General features: G+C 62.2%; 8 protein-coding genes. 1 reads left to right on the top strand and 7 read right to left on the bottom strand.

Features of this window, described 5'->3' with window-relative positions:
- Nucleotides 1-187: 187 nt before the first annotated feature.
- Complete coding sequence (locus Q5H89_RS15965; RefSeq protein ID WP_305020339.1) at nucleotides 188-1,972, top strand: RICIN domain-containing protein; 1,785 nt, start codon at nucleotides 188-190, stop codon at nucleotides 1,970-1,972.
- 132 nt (nucleotides 1,973-2,104) lie between these two features.
- Here the strand turns inward: Q5H89_RS15965 and Q5H89_RS15960 are convergent, their stop codons facing one another.
- The 7 genes from Q5H89_RS15960 to Q5H89_RS15930 form a co-directional block, all read right to left on the bottom strand.
- Entirely contained in the window at nucleotides 2,105-3,778 is a 1,674-nt protein-coding gene (locus Q5H89_RS15960; RefSeq protein ID WP_305020338.1) for a family 43 glycosylhydrolase, read from the bottom strand.
- 176 nt (nucleotides 3,779-3,954) lie between these two features.
- Nucleotides 3,955-6,021 (bottom strand): alpha-L-arabinofuranosidase C-terminal domain-containing protein, encoded by a 2,067-nt coding sequence (locus Q5H89_RS15955; RefSeq protein ID WP_305020337.1) that lies wholly within the window; start codon nucleotides 6,019-6,021, stop codon nucleotides 3,955-3,957.
- Nucleotides 6,022-6,173: 152 nt separating this feature from the next.
- Nucleotides 6,174-7,877 (bottom strand): sodium:solute symporter family transporter, encoded by a 1,704-nt coding sequence (locus tag Q5H89_RS15950; RefSeq protein ID WP_305020336.1) that lies wholly within the window; start codon nucleotides 7,875-7,877, stop codon nucleotides 6,174-6,176.
- 174 nt (nucleotides 7,878-8,051) lie between these two features.
- Nucleotides 8,052-9,539, bottom strand: coding sequence for an L-arabinose isomerase (araA, locus tag Q5H89_RS15945; protein ID WP_305020335.1), 1,488 nt, complete (start codon nucleotides 9,537-9,539; stop codon nucleotides 8,052-8,054).
- Nucleotides 9,540-9,672: 133 nt separating this feature from the next.
- Nucleotides 9,673-10,374 carry an L-ribulose-5-phosphate 4-epimerase gene (locus tag Q5H89_RS15940; protein ID WP_305020334.1) on the bottom strand — a complete coding sequence of 234 codons (702 nt, stop codon included), beginning with the start codon at nucleotides 10,372-10,374 and terminating at the stop codon, nucleotides 9,673-9,675.
- Nucleotides 10,371-12,095 carry a ribulokinase gene (locus tag Q5H89_RS15935; protein ID WP_305020333.1) on the bottom strand — a complete coding sequence of 575 codons (1,725 nt, stop codon included), beginning with the start codon at nucleotides 12,093-12,095 and terminating at the stop codon, nucleotides 10,371-10,373. The genes Q5H89_RS15940 and Q5H89_RS15935 overlap by 4 nt, the downstream gene beginning before the upstream one ends.
- 140 nt (nucleotides 12,096-12,235) lie before the next feature.
- The gene (locus Q5H89_RS15930) at nucleotides 12,236-13,444 is read right to left on the bottom strand and encodes an aldose epimerase family protein (protein ID WP_369810668.1); all 1,209 of its coding nucleotides are present in this window, start codon (nucleotides 13,442-13,444) and stop codon (nucleotides 12,236-12,238) included.
- Nucleotides 13,445-13,455: the final 11 nt, after the last annotated feature.

Genomic DNA, 13,455 nt, shown 5'->3' with positions numbered 1-13,455 from the left:
TTGTTTAGTTACGCACCATGCCAACCCACCCTCCTGGCTAACAGCTGAGCAACACAACAACTTTTATTTTATTTAAAATGCTACTCAATAACATTTTGCAAAAATGCTATCCGATTTTGCAGACTGAATATTTTTCTTACATTTGTGCACAAACGATTGTGTAAACTTCCTTTTCCCCACCCAACCCATGAAGCACCTATTCTCCTCGCTCCGGCGAGCGGCCGGCGCATGCCTACCCTTTTTGCTGCCCCGCCGCTGGCAGCGCCTGCCCACTGGCCTGCTCCTGCTCCTAGGGCTGCTGCTGAGCCCGGCGGCTTACGCCCTGCAAGGCAACGATAACTGCCACGACCCTTCGACCATCATCAAGGAAGGCAACAAATACTGGGTATTTACCACGGGCACTGATATTTATGCCATGTACTCTACCGATTTGGTGAACTGGCAATCGGGCCCCAAATCGGTGTTTAATGGCGTGCAGCCGGCCTGGATTACGGGCCGCGTGCCGGGCTTCGACCGGACCTCCGACACGTACTGGGCGCCGGAGTGCGTGTACCGCAACGGCAAGTACTACCTGTATTATTCGTGCTCGAAATTTGGGACGAATACCTCGGCCATCGGGCTGGCCACCAACGTAACGCTCGACCCGGCTAGCCCCAACTACAATTGGGTAGACCAGGGCGAGGTAGTGTCGACCGGCAGCGGCAGCGCCGAAAATGCCATCGACCCGGCCATCATCACCGATGCCAGCGGCAAACTGTGGATGAGCTATGGCTCGTTTTTCAAGGGCATCAAGCTCGTGCAGCTCGACCCCGCCACCGGCAAGCGCCTGAACACCAGCTCGTACTGGCTGGCTGGCAACGTGGCCAGCGATGGTACCACGCGGAACAGCAGCGGCAGCGAGGCCTCGTACATCGTGCGCAACGGCTCTTATTACTATTTGTTTCTCAACAAAGGCGCCTGCTGCCAGGGCTCGAACAGCACCTACTACGTGGTGGTGGGGCGTAGCAGCAGTATTACCGGCCCTTACCTAGATAAGAACGGGGTGGACCTGAACAAGAACGGCGGCACCACGCTCATCGCTACCCAGGGCAACTACGTGGGGCCGGGCTGCGTGGGCTTGTTCATCGAAAACGGGGTCAACTACCTCACCCACCACTACTACGACAGCAACCAGAACGGCCGCGCCCGCCTCAGCGTGGGCAACCTGGGCTGGGATGGCGCGGCGTGGCCATTCATCACCCGCGACTGGCTGGCCGCCGGCCGCTACACCCTCACCAACCAGAACAGCGGCAAGGTGTGGGATGCCTGGGGCTGCACCGGCGCCTCGGGCCAGGCCATTGCCCAGGGCACCCCGAGCGGCCTCACCTGCCAGCAGTGGGACCTGACGCCCGACGGCAACGGCGAGTATAAAATCACGAACGCGCTCGGGGGCTTGTCGGCCGATGTGGTGGCCAAGAGCCCCGACAACGGCGCCAGGCTCCAGCTCTACGCCTACAACGGCGGCACCAACCAGCGCTTCAAAATCGAGCGCACCAACGCCAACACCTTCGTGCTGGCCTCGGTGAATGGCAACCGCGTGGTGGAAGTGCCCGCCTGCTCGGCCACGGCCGGCACCCAGCTCGCGCTCTATGACTACCTGGCCAATACCTGCCAGCAGTGGGGCATTGCGCCCACCAGCACTGCCCGCCTGGCGCAGGCCAGCCCGCCAACGGCAGCCGCCAGCTCTGCCGAGCAGCTCAGCGTGTACCCCAACCCGGCAGTGCAGGGCCGCTTTGTGGTGAGCCTGGGCGCCGAGCTGGCCGCTAGCCCTGTCACCCTCACCATCGCCGATGGGCTGGGCCGCCGGGTGTATGCCCGCACCAGCGACGGGCAGGCTACGCTGCCGGTCGAGGCCGCGCTGGCGCCCGGCTTGTATCTGCTGCGCGTAAGCGGCGCGGCGGGCACCTTCACCGAGAAACTTGTCATCCGCTGAGGCTAGCCGGCGCTAGCGGCCGGCTTTCGCTTCGCGCTACCGTCCGCTAGCCCTAAACGCCCAAAAAAGCCCGTCATCCTTCGTTGGGATGACGGGCTTTTTTAGGTGGCCCAGAAGCTGAGGCAGCTCCCCTTACAGCACCACCAGCTTGCGGGTGGTAGTGAGGCTGGGCGTGGAAATCTGCACCAGGTAGGCCCCGGCGCGCAGGCCGGTTGCTACGGTGCGGGCGCCGCCCGCGCTCAGCTCAACCCGGTATACCTCGCGGCCGCTGAGGTCGGCCACGCGCACGGTGGCGGCGGTGGCGGCCGGCAGCTCCAGCGCGAAAGTGCCGCCGGGCGTGGGGTTAGGAAACAGCCGTATCTGCGCCTCCGGGGCCGCAGGTGCGGTGGCCGTTACCACACCCACGGCGCTGATGGTCCAGTGCTGGCAGGTGCAGCCGTTATAATCCCAGAGGCCCAGCTGCTGGCCGTCGGTGAGGGCAGCGTTGGGCACTTCCACCACCCTGTTGCCATAGTAGGCGGCTAGCACGTAGGTGCCATCGGCGGCGCGCTCTACCCGGAACTGCTGGCAATTGAGCGCCGAGTTGGCTTGCAGGCCTAGCTTGGTGCCGGCGGCTTCGGCGCAGTCGGCCTGGTCGGCGTTGAGGTTGCTGCCCACGTTGGTGATTTTATACACGCCGCTGCCCTGGGGCGTCAGCTTCCACTGCTGGCAGGGCTGGCCGGTGGCAGTGCTTTGCACGAGGGCCTGGCCAGCAGCCGCGGTGCAGCTGGCGGTGGCCCAGGCCTTGCCGCTGTTTTGGTTGGTGAGGGTGTAGGTGCCGGCCGGCAGCCAGTCCTGGGTGGCTACGGGCCAGCCGGCGGCATCCCAGCTCAGGTTGGCAATGCCGAGGGTGGGCGCGCCATTGGCCTTGGCGTTGTAGTAGTGGTAGGTCAGGTAATTCACCCCATTCTCTGTGAACAAGCCCACCTGGCCGGGGCCCACGTAATTATCCTTGCCTACCAAAAAATCGGTGCCGCCGCCTTGCAGCAAATCCACGCCGTTTTTGTCGAGGTAAGGGCCGGTGGGGCTAGTGGCGCGACCCATCTGCACGTAGTAGGTGCTCGTGACGCCGGCGCAGCAAATGCCGCGGTTGTAGAACAGGTAGTAGTAGCCGCCGTGCTGCATCACGTAGGAGGCCTCGTTTTCGCACCACGGGCTGATGCCGGCCACGTTTTTGATGTTGGTATCCAGGCGCTTGCCGGTGGTGGGGTCGAGCTGAATGAGCCAGTTACCGCTCAGGTGCGAGCCAAAGGCCATCCATACCTTGCCCTGGGCATCGGTAAACACGGCCGGGTCGATGCTGCCCCAGGGCGAGGTGGCATCCGAGTACACCACCATGCCCTGGTCGGTCCAGGTCGTGAGGTCGGGGCTGGTGGCCAGGCCGATGGCCGACTCGCGCCCCCCTAGCGAGCACGAGTAGTACAGGTAGTATTTGCCGTTCATAAACACGCACTCGGGTGCCCAGAAATTACCCTTGAAGCCCGGCACGTAGGTAGTGACCCAGCCCGGCCAGGTGCCCGCCGCAAACACCGTAGCCGCCGGCTGCCAGTGGATGAGGTCGGTCGAGGTCATGTGGTACACCTGGTCGCCGGTCGTCCAGATGTGGTACACGCCGTTGCGCTTCACCATCGTGGAGGGGTCGTGCGCGCCCGGGTAGCCCTGCAAGGCAAAGGCCGCGTGGCTTGAAAAAACGACCAAAGCCAGCCAGAGCAGGCGGCTGGCCCAGGCCCGCAGCGGGCGGGCTAAAAAATGGGTAGAAACATTCATAACTCAGAAAGACTGGCTGTTATAATAAAATTCACTAGGCCCAAAAAGAACGTCATGCTGAGCCTGCCGAAGCATCTCTACCGCATCGTCTGAGTACTACTTCAACGATTCGGGCGAGATGCTTCACTTCGTTCAGCATGACGTTCCACAAAAGGTTTTCGGGCGCTGGCCCGCCCCTACTTCTTGCCCGCTACCCGCAGCACCGTGAAGGAGTTGGGGGCTAGCGTATAGGTCAGGGTGCTGCCTTTCACGGCGAAAGTCGATTCCTGGGGCGCCAGCTTTTTGGGCTCGGCCAGGCTGTTCTGGGTTTGCAGGTCGGCGCTGGCCATCGTCTGGGCGCGCCCGGTTTTGCCGAGGCCCTTGGCACCAGCCAGGTTGATGCTAACGGGGCGCGGGCTGCCGGAGTAGTTCACCAGCTTCACCACCACCTCGCCGGCTGGCTCGTCGGCCACGGCGCTGGCAAAGAGGTTGTCGGCGCCGTTTTTGGTACCACTAGGCATGGTTACGGGCAGCACCTTGGTGCCTTTGTTGAGGGCGTACATTTTCTGCACGTAGTAGCTCGGCGAGCCGTACGAGTTCAGGTTATCAAACCAAATCATGTCGGGCGTCCACTGCCAGGCGTCCACGTTGGCGAAGAGCGGGGCGTAGCTCGCCATACCCACCACATCGGCGTTGCGCTCGAGGCCGGTCATAAACGCGGCCTCCGAAATGGCGCAGTCCCAGGTATTCTTGTTGTCGGGGCTGCCGATGGCCACGCTCTGGGCGGCGTACTCGCCGGCGAAGATTTTGGGGCCGGTGCGGGCATACTTGTCGTAGCGGTCGGCGTGCTCGCGAAACCACTGCGGCAGGGCGTAGTAGTGCTCATCCACGTACTCGGCCTTCAGCTCGCCGAGGCGCTTGCTGGCCTTGTCGAAGAGGTCGCCGTCGGGGCTGGGGCCGGCGCTGCTCACGATGTCAATCTTAGGGTATTTAGCCTTCACCGCCTTGGCAAAGGGCTCGTAGCGCTCCAGGTACTGCGGGCCCCACTGCTCGTTGCCGATGCCTATCATCTTGAGGTTGAAGGGCGCCGGGTGGCCCATTGCCACGCGCTTGGCGCCCCAGGTAGAGCTAGCCGGGCCGTTGGCAAACTCGATGAGGTCGAGCGCATCCTGGATGAAAATATCCAGCGAGGGGTCGCCGGTGTTAGGCGCAGCAGCGGCTGGCGCGCTGGGGCCGCCCTTGGTGCTGGCGCTGCCCATCGGCGCTAGCTCGCCCGAGTTGAACTGGCAGGCCATGCCCACGTTAAGGATGGGCAGCGGCTCGGCGCCAATGTCCTCCGAGAGTTGGAAATACTCGAAAAAGCCCAGCCCGAACGACTGGTAATAATCGGGCGTCGAGCGGTGCTTGAACTCCATGTTCCAGCGGTTGACCAAGGGCGTGCGGCTAGCCACGTCGCCGATGGTTTCCTTCCACTGGTAGCGCTCCGAGAGGGTGCGGCCCTCCACAATGCAGCCACCGGGGAAACGCAGAAAGCCCGGTTTCATGTCCTTGAGCAGCTGCACCAAGTCGGTGCGCAGGCCGTTGGGGCGATGGTTCCAGGTGTCTTTCGGGAAGAGCGAAATCACGTCCAAATCGACCGTGCCGGTGCCGTTGAGCACCAGCTTGAGGTGGGCCTTATTCTGGGTGCCGGTGGCGCGCACTACGGCCGTGTACTGCTTCCATTGGTCGGTGAAGCCCGTGACGGCTACCTGGCCCAGGTTTTCGCCCTTCTCCCCTACCAGCGTGGCCGTGAGGCCGTTGATGCTACCCGCACCGCGCCGGGCGTAGAACGAGAGCGTATACTCGCCGCCCTGCTTAATGCCCATGCCCCGAAAGCCTTCGTTCTCAAGGCCCGCCTCGCCGCTAGCCCCGTTGCGGGTGGTGAGGCGCACGTAATGCGAGTTGCTGGCCGTGAGGCCCTGCTCGTTGCGCACGCTGTAGGTGTCGAGGTTGGCGGCGCCTTGCAGCGCCTTCCAACCGATGAGGCGGGCGTCGGTTTCGAAGGACTTGTTCTTCACCAGCTCGGGGTACAGCCCGCCGTCGGCCGCGAAGTTGATGTCCTCGAAAAACAGGCCGTACATATTCTTATTAACGGCCGCGCCGGGCTTGTTTACCTGCACAGTGAGGCTGGCCGGGGCCGCCGACTGCGCGCTGGCCGCCAGGGTGCCCAGCAGCGTGAGGCCGGTGGCCAGGGCCGGAAAGCGGAGGGTGGGAGTGAATTTCATAAGAGCGAATAGTTAATATTCAGAAGAAGCGTTTTGCTCTACTTATCCGTCATGCAGAGCGCAGCGAAGCATCTCGCTCGCGCCACTAGGGCCGCAATTCAACGAAGCGAGCGAGATGCTTCGCTGCGCTCTGCATGACGGATGTTTTTTGCTTACCAGAACTTGACGTACAAGGCCATGATGAGCAGCAGCGTAATCACGATGAGCGCCAGCGTGCTGGGGGCTACTTTGAACTGCCCCGGCTCGACTGGAATGGCCTTGGGGTTGATGGCAGGGCCGGCCAGGCTCATCACCACCATCAGCACGAAGGTGAAGGCGAATGAGAGGCCCATGCAGATGAGAAAAGGAATCTCGTAGCCGCCCTTGCCATTGGGGAAAGCGGTGTAAATCAGCGTTTCGTGCCCTAGCAGGTTGGGCGCGTAGTTATTAAAGAACACCGACAAAATGAAGCCCGACAAGATACCCGCAATGGCGGCCGGCGCCGTGGTGCGCTTCCAGAACAACCCGAGCAGGAACACCGCCACGATACCAGGCGAGATAAAGCCCGTGTATTTCTGAATGTAGGTGAACCCACCTTCGCCGCCGATACCCAGCAAGTCCTTCCAGGTCAGCATGATGGCGAGCAGCATGGCGGCAAACACCGTGAGCCGGCCCACCCACACCAGCTGCTTCTCATCGCTCTCGGGCCGGAGGTAGCGCTTGTAGATGTCAAGCGTGAAGATGGTCGAAATTGAATTGACCTTGCCGGCCAGCGAGGCCACGATGGCGGCCGTAAGGGCGGCTAGCGACAAGCCTTTCAGGCCGTTGGGCAAGAAAGTGAGGATGGCCGAGTAGGCATTGTCGGAGTTGAAGACGCCGCCGGGCGACATCTGCGGCTGTAAGCTGCCGTTTTTATGCAGCACGTAGGCCGCGATACCGGGCAGCATTACAATTACGGGCATAATGAGCTTGAGCATGCCCGCAAACAGGATGCCGGTGCGGGCCGTCTTGAGGTCGGCCCCCAGTGCGCGCTGCGTAATGTATTGGTTGCAACCCCAGTAGTTGAGGTTCACAATCCACTGCCCGGCCGCGTACATGGCGATGCCCGGCACCATGAGGTACTTGTTGATATCGACCTGCGGCGTGACGGCCGTGGGCTTGGGAAATATCATGTGGAAGTGGTTGCCCGCGTCGTTCATCATGGCATTGAAGCCCGCAATGGCACTGTGGCCGAGGCCAAACTTCTCACTTACCAGCGTGAGGGCCAGGTACGTAGTGGCTAGCCCCCCGATGATGAGCACCGTCACCTGAATGACGTCGGTGTAGCCCACCACCTTCATCCCCCCCAGCGTGATGACGAGCGCAAACACGGCCAGCGCCACCATAATCAGGTGGAAAGCCTCGCCCCCACCCACCAGGCTGCTGATGGCCAGCGCCCCGAGATAGAGAATCGAGGTAAGATTGACCAGCACGTAGAGAAACAGCCAGAAGATGCTCATTATCAGGCTCAGCGCCGAGTTGTAGCGCTGCTCCAGAAACTGGGGCATGGTATAAATCTTCTGCTTCAGATAAATAGGCATGAAGAACACGGCCACGATGATGAGCACGATGGCCGCCACCCACTCGTAGGCCGCCACGGCCACGCCCACCTGGAAGCCGTTGCCGCTCATGCCGATGAACTGCTCGGCCGAGATGTTAGAGGCAATCATACTCGCCCCAATGGCCCACCACGTCAGCGAGCCCTCGGCCAGGAAGTAGTCCTTGGTGCTCATCTGGGCCTTCTGCTTGCTGCGGTACACGTAGTATCCGTAGGCCGAGACGCCGATGATGTAGAAAAGAAACACCCCAAGGTCGAGGGTGTTGAAGGCATTTTGCATGTGGGTGGGTATTTGCTTAGTTCGTTGTCATCGGGGCAACTCTACTGGGAGCCCCACCCCCGGCCCCTCCCCTGCGGGGGAGGGGAGCCTAACGGTTTCAGGACTACGCCGCCGTGGCTCTCCTCCCCCGCAGGGGAGGGGCCGGGGGTGGGGCTGCTTATAAGGCCGAAAATGCTAGCCCTTAAAAGCCACCTCGTTGAAGCGCAGCTCGTTTTTAAACGTGCGCAGCTTGGTATCCTCATCAATGATGAGGTATTCGATGCCCGTCATCTCGGCAAAGTCTTCCAGATACTCCGGAGTCAGGTTCTGGCTGAAGCCGGTGTGGTGGGCGCCGCCGGCCAGAATCCAGGCGGCTAGGCCGGTTTGCATGTCGGGGTGCACTTTCCAGAGCACGCGGGCCACGGGCAGGTTGGGCAGGTCTTGCTCGGGCGCTACGGCCTCCACGGTATTCACAATCATGCGGAAGCGGTTGCCCATGTCCACGATGGTCGCGTTGAGGGCCGGGCCGGCGGGGCAATTGAACACCAGGCGCACCGGGTCTTCCTTGCCACCGATGCCTAGCGGGTGAATCTCGGCGCGCACCTTGCCCTCGGCGATGCTGGGGCAGATTTCGAGCATGTGCGAACCTAGGACCTGCTCGTTGCCGGGCGCGAAGTGGTAGGTGTAGTCTTCCATGAACGAGTTGCCGCCGGGCAGGCCGGCGCCCATCACTTTCATGGCGCGCACCAGGGCCGAGGTCTTCCAGTCGCCCTCGCCGCCGAAGCCGTAGCCGTCGGCCATCAGGCGCTGCGTGGCGATGCCGGGCAGCTGCTTCATGCCGTGCAAATCCTCGAACGTATCGGTGAAGCCCTTGGCGTTGCGGTCGGTCAGGAACTTGCGCATACCCAGCTCGATGCGGGCCGCGTCGCGCAGGCTTTCGCGCTGTGCGCCACCCTCCTTCAGGTTGTCAGCTAGGTCGTATTCCTGCTCGTAGGTAGCAATGAGGCCGGCAATCTGCGCGTCGGTCACGGCATTTACCTCGGCCACTAGGTCGCCGATGCCGTAGGTGTTCACCTCGTAGCCGAACTTGATTTCGGCTTCTACCTTGTCGCCTTCGGTCACGGCTACGTAGCGCATGTTGTCGCCGAAGCGCACGAACCGGGCGCCCTGCCAGTCGGCCCAGGCGCTGGCCACGCGGCTCCAGATGCTGAGGCGCTCCTGCACGTCGGCGCTCTGCCAGTGGCCCACTATCACCTTGCGGCTCAGGCGCATACGCGAGCCGATGAACCCAAACTCGCGGTCGCCGTGCGCCGATTGGTTGGTGTTCATAAAGTCCATGTCAATGTCGCCCCACGGAATGTCGCGGTTAAACTGCGTGTGCAGGTGGGCTAGCGGCTTCTGCAAGATTTTCAGGCCGTTAATCCACATTTTGGCCGGCGAGAAGGTGTGCATCCAGGCAATCAGGCCCACGCAATTCTCGGTGGTGTTGGCCTCCTGCATGAGCTTGTAAATCTCCTGCGGGCCAGTCAGCACCGGCTTGTACACAATTTTGATGGGCAGCTTGGTACCAAGCTCCCGGGCAATCTGCTGCGAGTGCTGGGCCACCTGCTCCAGGGTCTCAGGGCCGTAGAGGTGCTGGCTGCCGGTGATAAACCAGGCTTCGTAGTTTGAAATGTCAATCATAATTTTTTGAGAAAAACGGTTGTCATGCAGAGCGTAGCGAAGCATCTCGCTCGCTTCGTTGCTGGCATCAGAGGTTACTGCTCCACGCGAGATGCTTCACTGCGCTCTGCATGACGGATGATGAGGGCGACACTTAAGACTGCCCGTAGTAGGAATTGGCGCCGTGCTTGCGCTCGTAGTGCTTTTTAATCAAGGCATCTTTCAGGCGCTCCACGCCGGGCCGCAGCGTGCAGCTGAGGTAGGCTAGCCGGGCCACTTCTTCAAGTACCGCACTGTGGTACACAGCTTTCTCCACCGTTTTGCCCCAGGTAAAGGGCGCGTGGTTGCCCACGAGTATCATCTCGACTTCGGCCGGCGATAGGCCGCGCTTCTCAAACTCGTTGATGATTTGCCAGCCGGTCTGATGCTCGTAGTCGCCGGCGATAAGCTCGTCGCTCATGGGCGGGGCGCAGGGCACGTCGGCGGTGAGGTGGTCGGCGTGGGTGGTGCCCAGGATGGGAATATCGAGCTGCGCCTGGGCCCAGGCCGTAGCGTAGGTACTGTGCGTGTGCACGATACCACCGATGTTAGTCCACTCCTTGAAGAGCAGCGCGTGCGTTTTGGTATCGCTGCTAGGCCGCTTGGTGCCTTCCACCACGTTGTTGTCGAAGTCCACAATTACGATATCCTCGGGCTTCAAAGTGGCGTAGGGCACGCCGCTGGGCTTGATGGCGAACACATTCCGCTCGCGGTCGACCACGCTGGCGTTGCCGAAGGTGAAGAGCACCAGCCCGAGGGCCGGCAGCTGCATATTGGCCTCGTAGCAGGTTTGTTTCAGGGCTTGGTACTGGCTCATGCGGTGGCAATGGCAGGGGTTTCGGGTTCCATTACCGGCGCTTCCGAGTGGCTGGGCGTGGTGCTTTCCACGAACTTGCCCAGCGCCTGGTACTGCGCGTAGCGGGTGGCGTACTGGGCCACGCTGGCCGGGTTGGGGGTGTAGGTTTCGGCAAAGCCGCTACCGAGCGCTTTTTGGGCGGCCAGCACATCGGGGTAGATGCCGGCGGCCACGGCGGCGTACATAGCCGCGCCCAGTGCCGGCGCCTGCTCCGACACGGCGATTTTGATGGGCCGGTCGAGCACATCGGCCAGGGTCTGCATCACGAAGGCCGACTTTTTGGCCACGCCCCCAATGCCGATAACCTGCTTAATCGGAATGCCTTCGCTTTCGAAGCGCTCCACAATCTGCTTCGAGCCGTAGCAAATAGCCTCCACCAGGGCCCGGAAAATCTGCGGGGCCGAGGTGCCCATCGTCAGGCCGGTGAGGGCGCCTTTCAGCGCCTGGTTGGCGTCGGGGGTGCGGCGGCCGTTCACCCAGTCGAGGGCTAGCACGTGGCTTTCGGCGGGGTCTACTTCGGCGGCGGCTTTGGTGAGCTGCACGATGAGGTTGTCGCTCAGCTCCTGGCGGTAGGCAGCCTGCTGCTCGGCCGTCAGCACCTTCGATTGCACCGCTTGCAAGGGCCACTCCAGCATCTGGCGGAACCAGGCCAGCAGGTCGCCGAAGGCCGACTGCCCGGCCTCCAGCCCCAGCATGCCGGGGATAACCGAGCCATCGACCTGCCCGCAAATGCCGGCCACTAGGTGGTCGCCCACTTCAGCAGTGGGGGCCACCACAATGTCGCAGGTGCTGGTGCCCATCACCTTCACCATCGAATAGGACTCAATCTCGCCCGCCACGGCGCCCGCGTGGGCGTCGAACGAGCCCACCGCGATTACCGTACTGGTAGTCAGGCCCAGGCGGCTAGCCCACTCTTCCGATAAATGCCCGGCTACTTCATCAGCCGTGTACGTTTCCGTGAACAATCGATTGCGCAAGCCGGCCAGCTTAGGGTCGAGGTGGGCGAGAAACTCCTCGGGGGGCAGGCCGCCCCAGCTAGCGTGCCACAAAGCCTTGTGGCCGGCGGCGCAGCGGCTGCGCTTAAACTCGGCCAGCGGCTGGCCGGTGAGGGTCAGCGTGAGCCAGTCGCAGTGCTCCATCCAGGAGTAGGCGGCGTTGGCCACAGCCTCATCCTGGCGCACGATGTGCATGATTTTGGCCCAGAACCACTCCGAAGAGTAGATGCCGCCCTCGTACTTGGTGAAGTCCTCGCCGCCCCAGGTGCGGGCCTTGTGGTTGATTTCGGCCGCCTCGGCCAGGGCCGTGTGGTCTTTCCAAAGCACGAACAGCGCGTTTGGATTTTCGGCAAACTCGGGCAGCATGCCCAGCAATTGGCCCTGCTCGTTCACGGGGCCGGGCGTGGAGCCGGTGGTGTCGATGGCTAGCCCCAGAATCTGCGCGGCGGGCACTTTGGCGGCCACTTCGCGCACGGTGGCTTCGAGGCCTTCGAGGTGGTCGAGCGGGTGCTGGCGGAAGCGGTTTTTGGCGGGGTTGCAGTACTGGCCCTGCTTCCAGCGCGGGTAGTAGTGCACGGCCTGCGCGACTTCGGCGCCGGTGCGGGCATCGACGAGCAGCGCCCGCACCGAGTCGGTGCCGTAGTCGAGGCCGATAACGTAGGCCGGGGAGGCGGATGAAATGGACACGTCAAGAGATAGGTATAAATTAAAAAATATCTGTCATGCTGAGCGCAGCCGAAGCATCTCGCTTGAGGAACTAACTGCTAGCGCTAACAACGAAGCGGTAGAGATGCTTCGGCTGCGCTCAGCATGACAAAACTGCCAGACTACTTCCGCACCCCAAACGTGTAGCTGGTGGTGGTGTGGTACGTTTCGCCCGGCTTCAGAATGGTGCTCGGGAACTTGGGTTGGTTGGGCGAATCGGGGAAGTGCTGGGTTTCGAGGCAGAAGCCCGCGTGCTTGCCATACACTACCCCGTTCTTGCCCGTAAGCGAGCCATCGAGGAAGTTCCCAGTGTAAAACTGCACGCCGGGCTCGTCGGTGGTTACCTCCATGGTGCGGCCGGTGGTGGGCTCGTACACGGTGGCGGCGCTGTGCTGGCCGGTGGCCTGGTTCAAGACCCAGTTGTGGTCGTAGCCGCCGGGCACCTGCGCAATACGCTCGCCAATGGCGTGGGGGCTGGTAAAGTCGAAGGGCGTGCCCTTTACCGGCTTCAGCTCGCCGGTCGGGATGAGGTTGGCATCCACCACGGTGTAGCGGTCGGCCGGAATGGTAACCTGGTGGGCCAGCACGTCCTTGCTCTGGCCCAGGGCCAGGTTGAAGTAGGCGTGGTTGGTGAGGTTGACGGGCGTCGCCTTGTCGGTGGTGGCGGCGTAGTCGATTTTCAGAGCGTTGGCATCGGTGAGGGTGTAGGTCACCGTTACGTTGAGGTTGCCGGGGTAGCCCTCCTCGCCATCCTTGCTGAGGTAGGTCAGCGTGAGCGTCTGGCCGTCGGCCGAGGTGCCGGGCTTGGCGGTCCACACCTTCTGGTTGAAGCCCACGGTGCCGCCGTGCAGCGAGTTGCCGTTGTTGTTGAGGCCCACCTGGTAAGGCTTGCCGTCGATGGTAAACTTGCCCTTGGCAATGCGGTTGCCGTAGCGCCCGATGAGGGCCCCGAAGTACGGGTTCGACTTCCGGAACTCGGGGCTGAGATAGCCGCTCACATTATCAAAACCCAGGATAACATCGCTCATTTTGCCATCCTTATCGGGCACGAGCAGGCTGGTAAGCGTGCCGCCGTAGGTGCTGATGGTGGCCTTCAGGCCATTCTTATTGGCCAGGGTGAAGAGTTGAATTTCGGTGCCATCGGCAGTTTTGCCGAATGAAGCGGAAGTAGGCATGGCGGAGGCGCTGGCGCCGGTAGCGGCCGAGTCGGCGGGGGCCGTCGAGGTAGCAGCCGTTTCCTGGCTGGTGGTGGAGTTGGAAGAACAAGCGGCCAGCAGCAGGGCGCTGCTAAAACCGGCGGCAAGTACGCCAAGGCGAGTGGTGGTGGGCATTATCAGAAAGA

The sequence above is a fragment of the Hymenobacter cheonanensis genome (genome assembly GCF_030581075.1).
GTDB lineage: Bacteria > Bacteroidota > Bacteroidia > Cytophagales > Hymenobacteraceae > Hymenobacter.
This window is presented reverse-complemented; position numbering and strand designations above follow the sequence as displayed.

Coding starts and splice junctions, on each gene's coding strand:
- Q5H89_RS15955 (WP_305020337.1), bottom strand. CDS start 6,021: ATGAAATTCACTCCCACCCTCCGCTTTCCGGCCCTGGCCACCGGCCTC.
- araA (WP_305020335.1), bottom strand. CDS start 9,539: ATGATTGACATTTCAAACTACGAAGCCTGGTTTATCACCGGCAGCCAG.
- Q5H89_RS15950 (WP_305020336.1), bottom strand. CDS start 7,877: ATGCAAAATGCCTTCAACACCCTCGACCTTGGGGTGTTTCTTTTCTAC.
- Q5H89_RS15960 (WP_305020338.1), bottom strand. CDS start 3,778: ATGAATGTTTCTACCCATTTTTTAGCCCGCCCGCTGCGGGCCTGGGCC.
- Q5H89_RS15940 (WP_305020334.1), bottom strand. CDS start 10,374: ATGAGCCAGTACCAAGCCCTGAAACAAACCTGCTACGAGGCCAATATG.
- Q5H89_RS15965 (WP_305020339.1), top strand. CDS start 188: ATGAAGCACCTATTCTCCTCGCTCCGGCGAGCGGCCGGCGCATGCCTA.
- Q5H89_RS15930 (WP_369810668.1), bottom strand. CDS start 13,444: ATGCCCACCACCACTCGCCTTGGCGTACTTGCCGCCGGTTTTAGCAGC.